Raw genomic sequence first — 17,420 nt, 5'->3', positions numbered from 1 at the left:
GGCAGGTCTGTCGAAATGACAGTTCAAAAATGACCTGACTTTGTAAAAGCGAATCGAAGATTTTTAAATAATTAAGGTAAGCGTATGAAATGGAATAAAAATATTTTCAGTTTGAAATTTATTATAATCAGTCTCCTATTACTGTTTATAAGCAATATCAATGGACAAGATAAATACTTTTTTGAAAAACTATCAGTATCCGATGGATTATCAAATTCTGTTGTGTTATGCACATACCAGGATCATCTTGGCTATTTATGGATTGGTACAATAGATGGGCTTAACAGATATGATGGATATGATATTAAAGTTTATAAAAACATTGTAGGTGATACAACCAGTTTACCTTTCAATGTAATAAATTCAATTAGTGAAGATAAGGATGGGAATTTATTAGTAGGAACCATAGATCAGGTAAGCAAATATAATAGAGTAACAGACAGCTTTAAATCCATTCCTGCTGATAAGGGGGCGCAAGTAAATACAACTCAAATTTTAAATATTTTATTTGATTCAAAAAACAGGCTTTGGATTGCTACTGAATTTACCGGTGTACAACTCTATGATAAATCTACAAATAGATTCAAAGCAATAAAGTTTCTTGATTATTCCGGAAATGAAATATTGTCTTTCATACAGAGATTTGTGGTTAAAATAACTGAATTAAAAAATGGGAATATTTTAACGGCTAGCCCGACTGCTGGTGTATTTATTTACAATGCATCAAAAAATGCATTTCAGCCATACTTTACTAATCCAAAACAAAATTTAAATAACGTATGGACCGTTTTTGAGGACAATTCAGGAAAACTATGGTTTGGCGGTATAGATAAAATTGATATTTACAATCCGGTTACCTACGAAATTAAATCTATAAATATGGCTACCAAGTTTGCAGATAAAGGAAATAATTATTACGGGTTATTTTATGAAGACATAAATAAGAGAATTTTGTTTGCAAGTAATTTTGGAATTTTAGAAACCGATTTAAACGGAAACGATTTTTCATTAATCTCTAAAGATATTCCAAACATTAATCTCATCTATTTTTATCGGGATAATTTTGGGATTTACTGGGTCTCAACGGCAGGAAATGGGTTGATAAAATTTGATCCTTCAAAAAAACCATTTCAGTTTTTTAAGATAAGCAACAATGAGCAGGCCGAAACAAAATCAAATCCTGTAACTGATATTGTGAAATATCCCCTTAATAAAAGTAAACTGCTATTATCATTTAATACACAAGGTATTTATGAATTTGATCGTGACTTAAATAGGTTCAATAAAATTCTAAATCTAGATGGTACAAAATTATTGTCTGATGATAATGAAAATTTATGGTATGTCTTCAATAATAAACTTAACAAATTAAATCTTAGTTCTAAAGGAACAGAAAATTTTGAGTTCCGGAATATTAAATACACATCAAATTTTAATATAAATAAAATGAAATTTGGTCCTGATAATAATATTTGGATTGCCGACAGGCAGGGTGTCCAAATATTTAATCCGGTAAATAAAAGTTTTAATCGGCTTCCATCAATTACAAACAAACCAATAAGCTCTGAACTTATATTAAGAATCAGGGAAATCGTAAAGAATGAAAAACCTATTGCTTCAATTTTAAAAGTGGGTGAGGGAGTCTCTCTTGAAAAGTCATTTACGCTTGATAAACCCTCAAAAGTATTAATTATTAACCTTGGAGAAGGAAGATATACCAGCTTAACTGGTAATATGTTTGATTATGGTTGGATCGAAGATTCAAAAGGGAAAGAAATCTGGGCAGCGGATAAAGTGCAAAACTCATTCAATGATGGTGGCGGGTATAAAAACAGGATTGCATTAAGTTGTCTTGATTTACCTAAAGGCCAGTATAAAATAAAATTTATTTCAGATATAGGACATAATTATGGTGCCTTTAATGTTACAGCACCCCCCGATTCTGAATGGTACGGCATACAGGTACTTCAATTAGATGAGCAGCAATATTCTTATTTAAATGAAAAAATAAAAAATGAATTGGATAATACACATTATCCATTATTTGAATTAGCTAGCGATGTTGAATTTAGTAGAAAATATATTAATACCGTATGGGTCGCATCCATGACTGGTCTAAAAAAGCTTAACCTGCGGGATAACACCAATGAACAATATAGTTTTGACGACGGGACCCAAAGATTTGCATTAGTTAATCAGTTGAACCAAATCCTGGAAGATAAAGATGGCATTATTTGGTGTACTTCATTAGTCGGATTAATTAGGTTCAATCCTGAGACAGAAAAATATCAAATAATAACACAAAGTGATGGATTAGCCAGCAGTGTCGTCTCTTTTATGATTGAAGATCTAAATAGCAATTTATGGTTTGGAACTCCGGGCGGTATCTCAATGCTCGATAAAAGGAATGCAGGGAAACAACTAAGTTTTATTAATTATGATAATAAAGACGGAATAAATGATCTGCCGCTAAACAATGCAATTACAATGACAAATGATGGCGAAATATTTTATGGCGGTTATGGGGGCCTGAATGCTTTTTATCCGGCAACTCCAAATAACACATTACCAGATCCGGTGATTAATAGTATCAACATATCCGGGGTTCCAATCGAAAAGCTAGCTTCGGAATTAGATCTTAAAACTGATATAAGTGAAACAAAACAATTAGTGCTGCCATATTCAGATAATAATCTTTCATTTGAATTTGCATCCATTCACTTTTCGCGTCCTGCAAAAAATAAACTTGCCTATATACTGGAAGGAATAGACAAAGACTGGAATTACACTAACAGAAGATTTGCATCATATTTAAATCTGCCCCCGGGTGATTATGTATTTAGACTAAAAGGTTCAAACGGTGATGGTGTTTGGAATCCTAAAGAAGCCTCAATCAAAATTACAGTCAATCCGCCCTGGTACCGCACAATAATTGCTTACATCGGGTATGGCTTATTGTTTATAGGATTAATTTTTGGTATCGATAGGGTACAGCGTAGAAGATTACTTAACAAAGCTCGAAATACAGCTGCAATTAAAGAGGCGCAACTCCGGGCCCAGCTTGCCGAAACCGAGAATGAACGCAAGACTAAAGAATTGGAAGAAGCTCGCCAGTTGCAGCTTTCTATGCTGCCAAAAGAACTACCGCAGTTACCTCATCTTGATATTGCTGTTTATATGAAAACAGCTACTGAGGTGGGCGGCGACTACTATGATTTTAATGTCGCTCTGGATGGCACTTTAACTATTGTACTTGGTGATGCAACTGGTCACGGAATGAGGGCAGGCACTATGGTGACGTCTGCAAAAACTCTCTTTAACAGTTATGCCGCAAATCCAGATATACTTTTTACATTCCAAGAAATGACCAGGTGTATTAAGCAAATGCAGTTTCAGTCACTTGCTATGAGTATGACAATGCTGAAAATCAAAAACAATAAATTATTAATGTCAGCTGCGGGTATGCCGCCGGTATATATCTTCCGCAGAGAGAACCGAATTATTGAAGAACATTTAATGAAAGGAATGCCTTTGGGAACTATGGATGGTTTTCCGTATGAGTTAAAGGAATTAAATTTATTTAAAGGTGATACCTTGCTTTTAATGAGCGATGGTTATCCTGAATTACAAAGTGATAAAAATGAAATCTTCGGTTACCGCCGTGCTAAGAATTCTTTTGAAGAGGTAGCTGAGAAAGAACCTGAAGAAATTATTAGTTACTTAAAAGATGAAGGTTCGCGCTGGTCTAATGATAAAGAACCAGATGATGATGTGACATTTGTGGTAATAAAAGTTAAGTAGCATCAAATGAAAACAACTAAAGATATCCAGATGGAAGTTATGGAGGTGCATAATTTGTTTTGGGAATCTTATGCACGTAGAGATATAGAACTCAGGTTTTCGCTTTGTTCTGAAGATGTTACTTTTATCGGAAGCGGCTTGCATGAGAGAGCTTTAAATAAGACAGAGTACAAAAACATAAATAACGAAGGAGTGAAGCAATTTCCCGATCCTTTCCAGATTGAATTTTTATGGACTAATCTTTCAATGATAAATGAAATTGTTGCTTGTGTTGAATCCGAAGTTGTTTGGAGTCAAATGATAAATAACGAGATATCTACTGAGCTATTAAGGAATACAACTCTGCTAAAATATGATAATAGTAAATGGTTAGTCACACATGTTCATGGTTCTGTTCCGGATTACAGGTTGAAGGAGGGTGATTATATGACAAACGAGCAGACAATCATTCGGAACAAAGAATTAGAACGACAGGTTTTTGAGAGAACGCAGGATTTAAATGAAACCTTAGAAAAACTTGAGAAAAAAAACCGCCAGCTGGAAATTGAAGCATCTCTTGAAAGAGTGAGAGCAGTTGCCATGAGTATGAATAATTCTGATGATTTGTTAAGCATCTGTGAAGTTTCATTTAAAGAATTAAAAAAATTAGGTTTTAATAATCTCAGAAATGCCATAATTCACATCCCTAATGATAAAGAAAAATATTTCATGGATTATGACTTCTCAGAATTAACGGGCGGTGCAATAACAAAAATAGAGTATGGTTCGCATCCCATTGTCGATGAATATCTGGAAAAAATCAAAAGTGCTAAAGATGCTTACTTTGAAGTTGTAATAAATGAGGATCAGTTGGAAGGGTGGAAAGATTTTCGGAAAAAATCTAGTCAAATGGATGATCCAAGATTAAATCAAGCAACATCTCTCTATTACTACCTATTCTCTATCGGTCTAGGAGACATAGGTATTTCATCATTCAAACCAATTATTGAATCACAGTTAATTATTCTTAAAAGATTTAGAAATGTTTTTGAACTTGCTTACCAAAGATATACGGATATTCAAAAAGCAGAAGCACAGGCAAGGGAAGCTCAGATTGAAGCAGCGTTGGAAAGGGTGAGAAGTAGAACAATGGGAATGCAAAAAAGCGAAGAGCTAAAAGAGGTAATTCAGCTTGTTTATGAACAATTCGTTTATTTAAATATTCATGTTGAACACACTGGGTTTATTTTAGATTACAAAACAAGAGATGATATGTATATCTGGCTAGCTGATAAGCACGAAGTTCCCTCACAAATAACGATTCCTTATTTTGATTCTCCGCATTGGAACAGTTTTATTGAAGCCAAGGCAAAAGGCAAGGATTTTTTTGCCAACCACTTGGATTTTGAAGAAAAAAACAAATTTTATAAGGATCTTTTTAAATTATTCCCCGTACCGGACAAAGCAAAGGAATATTATTTTAGTTGCCCTGGCCTTGCAATATCTACTGTGTTGTTAGATAATGTTTCACTTTACATTGAAAATTTCTCAGGTACTCCTTACAGTAATGAAGAGAATGCGGTGCTGTTGCGCTTTGGAAAAGTGTTTCAACAAACCTACACCCGCTTCCTAGATCTGCAAAAAGCGGAAGCACAAGCAAGGGAATCCCAAATTGAGGCTGCACTTGAACGCGTCCGTGCAAAAGCAATGGCAATGAATAAAAGTGATGATCTAACACCTGCAGTTGCGACTGTGTTTTCTGAGCTTGATCGTCTTAATTTTAGAACTGTCCGTTGTGGGATTGGTATTTTTAATGATTTGAGTGAAAAGGTAGATGTTTGGACTACTTCTTCAGATGATAAGAGCGGTTCAGTGAATTTATCAGGAAATGAAGTGCTAGAAGGTCATCCTTTGCTGGAAGGAATATTTAAGGCGTGGAAGCTTCAGAAAGACTATTCATATGTTCTTGAGGGAAAAGATTTATTAGATTACTATGGAGTTACATCCAACTCCAATCTTCCTGTTACGGCACCAAAAGTTACTTCAGAAACCACTAAACAGTATTACCACTGTATTATGTTTCCTTCTGGGGGACTTTTTGCTTTCCGTGAAAGCGAGTTTTCTGTTGAGGCTAAAAATTTAATGAGGCGTTTTGCTGATGTATTTCAACTTACATTTACACGACATTTAGATTTGAAAAAAGCAGAAGCACAGAACAAAATTATTAAAGCTGAAAATGAACGTAAGACAAAAGAACTTGAAGATGCGCGTCAGTTACAGCTATCTATGCTTCCAAAAGTACTTCCTCAACTGCCGCATCTTGATATTGCTGTTCATATGAAAACTGCTACAGAAGTCGGTGGTGATTATTATGATTATAATGTTGATTCGGATGGAACACTTACTTTTGTTGTTGGAGATGCCACGGGACACGGAATGATGTCGGGAATGATGGTTTCAATTATGAAGTCTTTTTTTATTTCCCATAAATCTAACATTGAATTAAAAGAATTTTTTGAAAACGCTAACAACTCTATAAAAGAAATGCAGCTTGGCAGATTGATGATGTCGTTTATGGGTGTTCAAATTACATCTGAAAAAGTAATAGCTACAAATGCAGGGATGCCATCATTAATTTATTTCAGAAATAAATCTCAAAAGGCAGGTGAGTTTGTTAGTAACAATTTACCTTTAGGAGCTATGAAAGGGACTATGTATTCGCTTAAAGAAATTAATTATGAAAAAGGCGATACACTGTTACTTATGAGTGATGGTTTTGCTGAATTAAAAAATAAAAACGAAGAACAGTATGGTTACGAACGAGTAAAAGAAGAATTTAAATCTGTTGCTCATAAAAATTCGAAAGCAATAGTTAAACATTTAAATAACTCAGCATCTAATTGGATTCTCGGAGTAGAGCCAGATGATGATGTTACTTTTGTAGTAATAAAAGTAAAGTAGTAATAACATTAATAATCACTAAATCTGGTGTAGTCTTTTATTATTATTTTACTTAAAATAAAACACACAATTGATATTTCATTTGAGCAGTAGTATTTTCCATCAAATAATAATAGTAATTTAAAATTTAATATGTAAAGGCGTTTACAATGAATTTAGATGTCAAAGACCAAAAAGATTTTACAGTAATAAAGTTTAACAAAAATAGTGTGTTGGGTACAGAAGGAGCAGAATTTCAAAACTCTATTTTAGATACATTAGATAAAGGTGTAAATTCGATCATAATTGATATGTCAATGGTAGAATACATCACGAGTTGGGGAATCGGAATGTTGGTTCACGCGTTTACAACTGCAACAAATAGAAATTCACAATTGAGTTTATCTGGTGTAACTAAAAAAGTTCATGAAATATTATCCAAAGTAAAATTAGATACTATATTCCACATAAGTGATTTATCGTAGTTTTTTTTGCAGAATGATAAAATAGTTTTTGCTTCTAAAATGTCTTCGATGTTAATGAGTTGGCGCTCTTAATAAAATTATTTCTTGAAAAGATAATTTATATCTAGTAATCTTTTCCAATGACAATAAAGTTTTATTCCTCATAAAACTACTCATCACGATAAATTTCAATTCTACGATTTCAGCGAAGCTCTATTAATAATATAAATATAAAAACTTAATAGTATTGCAGATGCTATCTGAAAATAAATTGGTGTTGAAAACAACCTATCGTCTATCAAACCAAAAGAAAGAATTGCAAATTTTAGAACATAATAAACAACTTTACTTATCAGAATACTTAGAAACAGAGCTGTAAAAACACTTTTAATTTTATCTTTAAATAAGAAAAATAAACTCAGGTTTATGATCAGTTCTGCACTTAATAGAAAGGACTTAAATATTTGTGGGTGTGAAGAGATTACGAAAGAGAATAGTGGTAATGTAAGTGCAATTATATAACTATTTTTCTTTGATGTGTGAATTAGGGCAACCACTAAGGCAATTCGCATTGGGTCAAGATAATAAATTGGGAATGCAAATAAGTGTGACAATGCAGGAAGAAAATAAATCAACAATAAAAGAGAAAAATCTATCAAATAAGTTTTTATATTGGATTTTATATGAACTATGTTTACTGCTTTTTCCATTCACTAACCTCTATTAATATTTACTGTTCTAAAATAATTTAAAACTGACCAAGCTCAAAGAATAAAATTAAAGGTATACATTATTAACCAAATTGATTATTTTTATAATAATTATTTATAAAATAATTTGGTAAAGTTATTATGAGAAGACGAGAATTTATCTCTAAATCTGTGAAAGCTAGTTTGATTGCCGGTGCAGGATTTTCAGTTGCCAGTTATTCTAGTCTATTCCCTTCATCCCTATTATATCCCAGCAATGATTATAATTTAGCAGCTATTAAAGGCGGTGAGCCGGATACTATGTTTGATGAAGCTATTAAAGCATTTGGTGGAATGTCTAAGTTTGTTAAAAAAGGACAGACTGTTGTTGTGAAGCCAAATATCGGTTGGGATGTTGAGCCTGAGAGGGCTGGGAATACAAATCCTCTTTTAATTAACAGAATTATTAAACACTGTTTTGATGCTGGGGCAAAAGATGTTTATGTGTTTGATCATACTTGTGATAATTGGAATAAGTGTTATGCAAACAGCGGAATTGAACGTGCTGTTAAAGATGCAAAAGGTAAAATTGTTTCCGGTGCAAGTGAAAGTTATTACCAGGAAGTTACAATTAGACAGGGCAAAAAATTAAAAAAAACAAAAGTACACGAACTTATACTTGAATCAGATGTGTTTATTAATGTGCCAATCTTAAAACATCATTCATCCGCTGATGTAACAATCGGGATGAAAAATTTAATGGGGAATGTTTGGGATCGTGGATATTGGCATTCAAATAATCTGCATCAATGTATTTCAGATTTTGCATCATTTCGTACACCTGATTTAACAGTAGTTGATGCTTATTACGTAATGAAAAAAAATGGACCACGTGGTGTTTCAAAAGATGATGTGCTAACAATGAAATCCCAAATCATTTCTACAGATATTGTGGCTGCAGATGCCGCTGCCGCAAAATTGTTTGGTGTTGATCCTGAAAAAATTGATTATATCAGGATTGCAAACGAAATGAAACTTGGTTCGATGAATTTAGACAAGCTTTCTATATATAGAAAAATAATGTGATATATTGAAGTTAGCATATCTTAGAAAAATAAGAATTGTTGTATCGATAATATTTCTATTATCGATTGCAATTGTATTTCTAGATATAACTAATTTTCTGCCCGCAAGTTTTATTAACTACATAACATTTCTACAGTTTATTCCTTCGATAATAAAATTCACAAATCTCTTTCTACCAATGTCTTTCGGATTTATTATTGTTATAATCTTAACATTATTATTCGGTAGAGTATACTGTTCAAGTATCTGCCCATTAGGAACAATACAAGATTTCTCTTCTTATACCGCCCAAAAAAATAATAAAAAGAAAAAATTCACTTTCTCAAAAGAATCATTTTGGTTAAGATATTCTGTTTTGGGAATAACAATTGTTTCGATTTTATCTGGAAGTTTATTTTTAATTAATTTGCTGGATCCATATAGTAACTCTGGAAGAATATTTGCTCAATTATTTAATCCACTGGTAACACTTCTAAATAATCTGATTGCATTTTCTCTTGAGAAGTTTAATATCTATTTTATTTATCCAATTGAAATTAAAGCATTTTATATTTCTGCTGCTTCGTTTCCACTAATATTTTTAGTAATCGTTCTTTACGTTTCATATAAAAGGGGAAGGTTGTATTGTAATACGATTTGTCCGGTTGGAACTTTGTTGGGTCTAATTTCAAAGTTCACAATATTTAAACTTAGGATCGATAAAACAAGTTGCGAAGGCTGCGGAATTTGTGCAAGAGTTTGCAAAGCGGAATGTATCGAAAAAACCACAAAGGAAATTGATTTTAGTCGCTGTGTCGCCTGTTACAATTGCTTGGATGTTTGTCCGAGTGACTCAATAAATTATAATTTTATTTCCCTAAATAGTTCTCAAAAAACATCAGATGAATCCCGCAGAAATTTTTTATCCAGAACATCCATGTTATTTATTGGTTTAACAACAACAGCAATTTCACAAATTAAAATCATACCCAAAAAAGACAGCAAAGTTGCAATAAAGAAAAATTCATTTGCATCACCGCCCGGATCAAAAACAATTGATCATTTTAATAGTAATTGTACTGCATGTCATTTGTGTATTACAGCTTGCCCTACAAAAGTCTTGCAACCCTCAATAGTGGAATATGGAATATTTAATATCTTTCAACCATTTATGGATTACAAAACAAATTATTGTAATTATGATTGTGTGGCTTGTAGTGAAGTTTGTCCAACTTCAGCAATCCAAACTGTAACTAGCGAACAGAAAAAAAGCATCCAAATTGGTAAGGCAATTTTTGTAAAAGAAAATTGTATAGTTGAAACTGAGAACACAGCCTGTGGCGCATGTTCAGAACATTGCCCAACAAAAGCTGTAATGATGGTAGATTATAAAGGGAATTTGAAAATTCCTGAAGTAACAAATAAGTACTGTGTTGGCTGCGGTGCTTGTGAACATGCTTGTCCCACCAAACCATATAAAGCAATTTACATTGATGGAAATGTTACACATCAAGTAGCAGAAATAAAACCTACAGAAAAACTTGATCAAAAGATTGATTATAAAGAAGAATTTCCATTTTAAGTCCGTAATTTTAAATCTATTTTAGTCTATGCCTGAAAAAATAATCGATATTGATGAAGTTGGCGAAGTATTGTTTACACACAGCAGTCGTGCACGTCATTTAAATATTACAGTTAAACCATTTGTTGGTGCAAGAGTATCAATTCCAATCGGAATGAGTTATACGAGTGCCATAAGATTAGTGACAGAAAAAAAATTATGGGTAAAGCAACATCTTTTTAAGATGAAAGAGTTTGAAAAGCAACAAACAATGTTTGATGAATACTCGGGTTATTGTACTAAACATCATAAACTATATTTAAGAAAGGCAAATAGAAAAAATATATCAGTAAGATTATCAAAAGAAAAAATAAATGTACTTTATCCTGCAGAACTAAAAACGAGCTCCGCAGAAGTGCAATCAGCAATAAGGATTGGAATTGAGAGAGCATTAAAAATTGAAGCAAAAATTTATCTGCCGGATAGAGTTAAAATGTTAGCTGTAAAATTTAATTTTGATTATAATAAACTAACTTTGAAAAATATTAAATCTAGATGGGGAAGCTGCTCAAGAAAAAATAATATTAACCTGAGTACTCACTTAATGCGTTTGCCTAAACATTTAATTGATTATGTCATCCTTCACGAATTGGTTCATACTGTTCATCACAATCATAGTGCAAGATTTTGGAATTTGCTCGATAAAGTTTCTGGTGGTGCAAAGATATTGGATAAAGAACTAGGTAAATACCAAATTTCAATTTATTAGAAGTATATTATTTTAGTTGCTGTCGTAAACAGTTTTCACAGTTCCAAATCTCAATCCCCATTTTAAAGTTTTTTCTTTCAAGATCAGGATTATTTATATAATTTAGCCTCTGGTAACATTTTTTATTAATAAGCAAATAAAATAGAATATGAACATAAAAACTTATACTACCAATTTGGTTTTGCTCCTCACTATATTTCCTTGTTTTTTGTCCGCACAAAATTATTCGGATCAACTTTACGTCTCACGCATTGATTCAATTTATCAGAACATAGAAACTAATGTTGGAATGACTCTTAGTCCCGACGGTAAAAGTATTGTGCTGCAAGATGGTATAAATGATGGGTATATTATATTAAAACCTCAATATTCTCAATCACCTTTTAATGAAGGGTTGCCATCATGGAATGGAAGTGCGGCTGACGCTAACAATGGTTTTAGAGTTCAGATGCGATTTCCATATAATGGTAGCTGGTCACCATGGTTAACTGTTGGATATTGGAAAAACAATATATACGGAACTTATTCAAAACCAATTTACGGCGGTGGATATATAGATTATGATAATGTAAAATTAAATGATTATCAAAATGAATGGCAATTTAAAGTAATTATGAGACGTACTTCATCCTCACAACCATCACCTAGTATCTATAAATTAAGTTTTTTTGTAAGTGATGATATGACAACGGATTCAGTTAATATTACTAGTATTGTTAACGATAGTCCTGCAGCCATTTTCATTCCCACAACTTTTATCTATCAGTACGGTGTTGACCCTGGAATTGGCGGGGATATTTGTTCGCCAACATCCGTAGCGATGATTTTAAAAAGTTATAATATTGATGTTGACCCTCGCCAATTTGCAATTGATAATTACGATACAAATTTTGGAATGTTTGGTATCTGGCCAAGGGTTGTGCAAAATGCTGCAGAGTATGGTTTAGATGGAGCGGTTACTCGTTATAGAACCTGGAGTGAAGCAAGAGAAGTACTTGCAAATGGCGGCAGAATCTCTATGTCAGTTGGACCTCCGCTTTACACGGGTCATTTAATGATGCTTGCTGGATTTACAACTGATGGAAGACCAATCGTGCATGATCCTGCAAAATCAAATGGTTATTCTTATATCTTTAATAAAACATCGTTGTCGCAATCGTGGTTTAATAAAGGAGGCATTGCATACACTTTTTATTTTCCGGACAGCGTTACTGTACCTGTAGAAAATCCAAATCAAGCTATGGTTGCTGATGATTATCAGCTTTTACAGAATTATCCAAATCCATTTAATCCAAATACAAACATTTCATTTTCAATTCCACAGGCAGGATTGACGAAACTTACAGTTTATGATATTCTTGGAAATGAAATAGCAGTTTTAATTGATGATTTTCTTAACTCAGGATATTATACAACATCATTTAACGCTTCAGATTTATCAAGTGGTGTATATATATATAGGATTCAAACAGAAAATTTTGTTAAAGTTAAACAGATGATATTATTAAAGTAATATCTACTAGAGTTGAAATAAAGTTCACTAAACTTTTGTACATGGTGTGTATAAAAAAAGCCCCGATCAAACGGGGCTTTTAACTAACTATTAAACAATGTCTATTTTGTAAGCATCATTTTCTTTGTCTGAACAAAATTACCAGCAGTTAATCTGTAAATATAAGTTCCGCTTGCAAGACTTGATCCATCAAATCTAACACTATGTGTTCCTGCTTCTGTAAACTGATTGTTCAACAGAACTGCAACTTCTTCACCCAGCATATTAAACACAACTAAGTTTACATTAACAGGGGCAGCAATCTGATAATTTATCATCGTTGTTGGATTAAATGGATTTGGATAATTCTGTGAGAGTTCAAATTGCAATGGAGATGTTACATCAACTTCAATTACATTTGAATATGAGAATGTTCCATCATAATCCACTTGTTTTAATCTATAGCTGTAAACAGAGTTATTAACTTCGTTATCTATAAAACTATAAGATTGTGTTTGTGTAGTTGTTCCGTTACCATTTACAAACCCTAGCGTTTCAAAATCACCAGAAGATTTTCTCTGGATTTCAAATCCCTGGTTATTTGTTTCAGTCGCAGTCGTCCATTTTAATAAAACGCTGCCATTAGTATAGCTTGCACTAAATGCAGTCAATTCAACAGGAAGTGGAATTAAACCTTCATCAGCGCCCATATATGGGAATGTTGTACTTCTAACATCACCATCAATGTCAGTTGTAATTCCAGCTATTGGAGTACCGGCAAGGTCTAAATCTCCAATGGAAGAACCAGTTAAATGTAGATCAGTTGCAGAGACAAAAGAAACTACTTTTGATTTTGAATTAGCATCTTGTCCTGATGCAGTTTGCCAGTTAGTTAATGTAATAGCATCAGCAGTATTCCAATAACCAACATAACTATCCTCAGGGTAAAAATTATTGTAATTAGAAGTTAAAGTACCGGCAGTACCTAATCTATAAATACAATAAGCTACCCAAGTTGGTGCACCGGATTGATTAACAGTATAGACAATATTGTTGCCTAAATTATTGGTTCCATCGGATAAATAGATACCTGTATAATTTATTGGAGCTGAACCTAAATAGTTAAGATTTGGCATGTAAACTGAATTGAAGTTAAGGTTGAGTGTGGCCGTTGCTGAGGAATTTTTTATCCCTCTTAAATAAGCAGCAACACTTGAACTATCAAAGCCAAATCCATAAATAAAATTATTATAAATATTATAAGTGCCTGCGGTTTCTATACTTATACCGGTGTTACCGCTGTTTGCTAAACTAAAAGATGTTGCAAATAATTTAGAAATTTTATTGTCATAAATATTTATTACTGAACCCGCAATAACGTTAACTGCGTAAATAGCCTCGTTAGTTGTATTAGTAGAAATATTTTGATTAAGAATTATTTCATTACCAATTATATCATGGCTGCCAGCAAGATAAAGTGTAACTGCTCTTCTTTTACCTTCTATCAAGTTATTTATTAAGGTAATATTATATGGAAGAAGTGCAGGCACTGGTGTTCCACTTTGATATGTTCCATAACCTTGTGCACTCTGAACTACGCCGTCAAAATTGGAACTTATATGATTGTTCTCAAATGTTAAATCATGCGGTACATAATCTGCACTTAAATTATTTCTAGATCTAACTTGTACAGCGCTAACAAAAAGATTTCCTGAGGTGCTGACGCCTTGAGCTTTATAATAAATGTTAGTGTTCTTAACTATCAGGTTGGAAACGTCACCAACAATAGTGATGGGGAAAGCATTTCTCTGAGCTGTAAGTGAAGATTGAATAGTTAGATCTCTTGTAGTTCCACCAACTGTATTTGATCCATCGATAACTATATTTTTAGTGGTGCGTAAATCATTCCAGGCTATATTATTATCTGAAGGAATTCCTATAACAAATGCACCGGAAGGACCTGAATTAATATCAACAGGATATTGTAAAGTTATAACAGGTTGAACACCTGTAAAGGGCTTGAATGTGATTGTATTTGGGGAGGGGTCAACGGCTAATCCAAGTCCGTGTGCTGTATTAGGTTCAGTAATATCACTTGTTATAAAGAAATTACAATCACCTGTAATACTAGCATTATTGATAACATTAAAAGCTGCCTCTAGTGTCGGGTAATCAGGATCAGATCCACCAGGACCTGTTCCCGCTGAACCAATATAGTAATCACCTGTTAATTGAGCTCTTAAATCTACCTGATAAGCACCGAAACCATTATTAGTTGAGAGCACATAAATATTATAAAAATAATTACTCACTTTTTGAATAGCAACATCACCGGCTCCATTTACATTAGCATTTGAACCCAGAATATTTGTTGTCCCAACAAGTTCAGCTAGATTAATATCTCCACCAGGAATCTTAACAATTCTACCATTTTGATTACCAGTCCCATATGCGAAAGTTACAAAATATTCATCGCTAGAAAGTGTACTAATAAAACGAATTGCATTAGACCCAGTTGCAACAATACTACCTGATACAGTATCAATTACAGTTCCGTCTGCTAAAAACTTTTCAGCATTTTGTCCACTTGCATTATAATAAAAGTCACCATTTGATAATGGTCCAACTGAGGCACTACCATAAGAAGCTACAGTTGCTAGACTTGGTAGAGGAATTACAGTAGCCGTGAATGATGTACCGTTATCTACAGTTGTAAACTTATAAAGTTCTTTAGTATTTGCAGAAGCGAACCAAATTACTATTGAATTATCTGCAGTTGAGCCGGTTACAGTAAATTTATCACCTAAACGGGCAGCTGTAACACCTGTATAATTAATTGCAACAATAGGTGAATCTGTTTCTGTTGTATATTTATAAACTTTTAAGGCACTTGAGTTGGCAGCGGTTGTTAGATTACAAACGAAAATTACTCCATTTGATGAAACTTCAACATCACTAACGGCATAAGTTCCACCGGAAATTCCATCAGTTCTAAGTGTACCAATTGAATCACCTGTTGCCGCATTATAAATATAAACAAAGCTTCCACCGGTTCGGCTAACAATATACACGTGGTCATTTCCAAAGGCTAAGCCGCGGGTAAGATCAGTACCAAACCAGCTTGGCATGTTTGCAGTAGCTTGAGATCTTTCCCAAAGTGTTGTGACTTGTGAGTATCCTATACTCACAGTAAAGATAATTGCTAGAAAAGTAAAAATAGCTTTACGCATATGCTCCTCTTTTATTATTATTTGAAATGAAATGAATTGTGGAAATACATATTAGTTTTAATTGCTTCGAAATTTATATTGTTACAATTAATTATGTGTAACATAAGTAATTTTCTTTAACAATTCCAGAATTTTAAATATTATTTAATTCCCACAATAATTATACTAATCTGTACGTTTGAACAGACAACGTATGTTCTTATCGAAAGTTGACTAACAAATAATGATAACACTTAGCAAGTAATTGTTATTTAATCAGCAACATACTTTTTGTTTCCATTATATCACCAGAGCGTAATGTATAGAAATAAATTCCACTCGAAAGTTTATATGCATTAAAATTTACTTCATATTTCCCTGCAGGCTTTTCTTCATCCACTAAAGTAGCAATTTCTTTTCCAAGCACATCATAAACTTTTAAAGTTTGCCAGCTTCCCACTGGCGATTGCCAACTGATCTTAGTACCCGGATTAAATGGATTCGGATAATTCTGATATAACACAAATTCAGATGGAACAATATTTTGTTCTTCTTTAATAGGTGTAGCAGGATCATAAGAAACCAATTTTATTGCATCAGCTACTATATAAGTGGCTGATGTTCCAGCAGTTCCTTTATTTGAAATTATAATTTTTTGAGATGTATCTGGTGAGAATTGATATGTTCCGATCAATTTCCAAATTGATCCGTTTTGTACTTGATCAACTCTTACAGTATCAGTTCCATTTTTATGCTTAATGATAAAAGGTGTATCGGTACATCTATTGAATGATGAAACCCACCATCCGTAAACTTCATATTGTGCATTATCAGGAAATTGCGGACGAAATTCAGCGTAAGCACTTCCGTCTCCAACCGGATTTAAATATGCAGGTGTATTTCCCCAATAACCCGGATTTGCAGACGTTAACCATCCGCTTCCTATCAAATTGCATTCAGGATCACCTGTATCAATTATTTTTTCGTATTGTGGAGTTGGAGGTAATTTTAACGAATCTTTATGTGTAACAGTCAATATTGTTGGGATTGCTCTGGACTCAGAAGGCATATCAACAAGTTGATTTCCAACTGCCATTTGAGTTGATCCTCCGCCATCAAGATTCATTGCCTCAACACAGCCAAGATCAATCATTATTTGCGCTAGTTCGGGTAAGCCAACACCCTGGCTTGCCGCTTGTCGTCCATCTGCAACTATCATAATAACATGATTATCAGTTGTGTATCCAACCGCGGTTCTAGGATCGCCATTATCATAACCTACTCCTGAACCCCACATAACTTCTTGATCATAAGTTACATTTACCTGTCCATTTTTAACAAGAGTCGGAGCGCCACCAATCCCTACTAACAAATTATCATAAACCGATCCAGTAGATTGTTCAGGCGCCGGCAGAGGATTGGTTTGATTATTTGTGTAAGCCATCGGTTGA

General features: G+C 33.4%; 10 protein-coding genes. 7 read left to right on the top strand and 3 right to left on the bottom strand.

From position 1 onward, the window contains the following. Window positions 1-84: 84 nt before the first annotated feature. The 3 genes from IPJ23_10765 (at window position 85) to IPJ23_10755 (ending at window position 7,205) form a co-directional block, all read left to right on the top strand. Window positions 85-3,801, top strand: coding sequence for a SpoIIE family protein phosphatase (locus tag IPJ23_10765; GenBank protein MBK7631159.1), 3,717 nt, complete (start codon window positions 85-87; stop codon window positions 3,799-3,801). Window positions 3,802-3,807: 6 nt separating this feature from the next. Continuing rightward, on the top strand, window positions 3,808-6,741 hold the full coding sequence (locus IPJ23_10760) for a SpoIIE family protein phosphatase (protein ID MBK7631158.1): 2,934 nt from the start codon (window positions 3,808-3,810) through the stop codon (window positions 6,739-6,741). A 149-nt stretch (window positions 6,742-6,890) separates the two neighbouring features. Beyond that, window positions 6,891-7,205: an STAS domain-containing protein gene (locus IPJ23_10755; GenBank protein ID MBK7631157.1), complete on the top strand. Its 315-nt coding sequence runs from the start codon at window positions 6,891-6,893 to the stop codon at window positions 7,203-7,205. Window positions 7,206-7,378: 173 nt separating this feature from the next. Here IPJ23_10755 and IPJ23_10750 read toward each other — a convergent pair whose 3' ends face one another. Beyond that, on the bottom strand, window positions 7,379-7,894 hold the full coding sequence (locus IPJ23_10750) for a hypothetical protein (GenBank protein MBK7631156.1): 516 nt from the start codon (window positions 7,892-7,894) through the stop codon (window positions 7,379-7,381). A 141-nt stretch (window positions 7,895-8,035) separates the two neighbouring features. On the opposite strand from IPJ23_10750, the gene IPJ23_10745 reads away from it, so the two are divergent. The 4 genes from IPJ23_10745 to IPJ23_10730 all read left to right on the top strand — a co-directional run bounded on the left by IPJ23_10745 (window position 8,036) and on the right by IPJ23_10730 (window position 12,781). Further along, a complete protein-coding gene (locus IPJ23_10745) occupies window positions 8,036-8,959 on the top strand; it encodes a DUF362 domain-containing protein (protein ID MBK7631155.1) in 924 nt (307 codons plus the stop codon). A 4-nt stretch (window positions 8,960-8,963) separates the two neighbouring features. Next, window positions 8,964-10,520, top strand: a complete 1,557-nt coding sequence (locus tag IPJ23_10740) for a 4Fe-4S binding protein (GenBank protein ID MBK7631154.1) — start codon at window positions 8,964-8,966, stop codon at window positions 10,518-10,520. 28 nt (window positions 10,521-10,548) lie between these two features. Beyond that, window positions 10,549-11,268: a M48 family metallopeptidase gene (locus IPJ23_10735; protein ID MBK7631153.1), complete on the top strand. Its 720-nt coding sequence runs from the start codon at window positions 10,549-10,551 to the stop codon at window positions 11,266-11,268. A 148-nt stretch (window positions 11,269-11,416) separates the two neighbouring features. Further along, entirely contained in the window at window positions 11,417-12,781 is a 1,365-nt protein-coding gene (locus IPJ23_10730; GenBank protein MBK7631152.1) for a C39 family peptidase, read from the top strand. 101 nt (window positions 12,782-12,882) lie between these two features. Here IPJ23_10730 and IPJ23_10725 read toward each other — a convergent pair whose 3' ends face one another. Together IPJ23_10725 and IPJ23_10720 are read right to left on the bottom strand one after the other, a co-directional pair. Continuing rightward, window positions 12,883-15,990 carry a T9SS type A sorting domain-containing protein gene (locus IPJ23_10725; GenBank protein ID MBK7631151.1) on the bottom strand — a complete coding sequence of 1,036 codons (3,108 nt, stop codon included), beginning with the start codon at window positions 15,988-15,990 and terminating at the stop codon, window positions 12,883-12,885. A 247-nt stretch (window positions 15,991-16,237) separates the two neighbouring features. Then, window positions 16,238-17,038, bottom strand: a complete 801-nt coding sequence (locus tag IPJ23_10720; protein ID MBK7631150.1) for a T9SS type A sorting domain-containing protein — start codon at window positions 17,036-17,038, stop codon at window positions 16,238-16,240. Window positions 17,039-17,420: the final 382 nt, after the last annotated feature.

It is taken from the genome of Ignavibacteriales bacterium (assembly GCA_016709765.1).
Classification (GTDB): Bacteria; Bacteroidota; Ignavibacteria; order Ignavibacteriales; family Ignavibacteriaceae; genus IGN3.
Note: the sequence above shows the minus strand (reverse complement) of the source record. Positions and strands in the feature narration are given on the sequence as shown.

Bases quoted from the DNA above. Each gene is read 5' to 3' on its own strand.
- IPJ23_10745 (MBK7631155.1), top strand. From the start codon at position 8,036: ATGAGAAGACGAGAATTTATCTCTAAATCTGTGAAAGCTAGTTTGATT.
- IPJ23_10755 (MBK7631157.1), top strand. From the start codon at position 6,891: ATGAATTTAGATGTCAAAGACCAAAAAGATTTTACAGTAATAAAGTTT.
- IPJ23_10725 (MBK7631151.1), bottom strand. From the start codon at position 15,990: ATGCGTAAAGCTATTTTTACTTTTCTAGCAATTATCTTTACTGTGAGT.
- IPJ23_10765 (MBK7631159.1), top strand. From the start codon at position 85: ATGAAATGGAATAAAAATATTTTCAGTTTGAAATTTATTATAATCAGT.
- IPJ23_10735 (MBK7631153.1), top strand. From the start codon at position 10,549: ATGCCTGAAAAAATAATCGATATTGATGAAGTTGGCGAAGTATTGTTT.
- IPJ23_10720 (MBK7631150.1), bottom strand. From the start codon at position 17,038: ATGCCTTCTGAGTCCAGAGCAATCCCAACAATATTGACTGTTACACAT.
- IPJ23_10750 (MBK7631156.1), bottom strand. From the start codon at position 7,894: ATGGAAAAAGCAGTAAACATAGTTCATATAAAATCCAATATAAAAACT.
- IPJ23_10760 (MBK7631158.1), top strand. From the start codon at position 3,808: ATGAAAACAACTAAAGATATCCAGATGGAAGTTATGGAGGTGCATAAT.
- IPJ23_10730 (MBK7631152.1), top strand. From the start codon at position 11,417: ATGAACATAAAAACTTATACTACCAATTTGGTTTTGCTCCTCACTATA.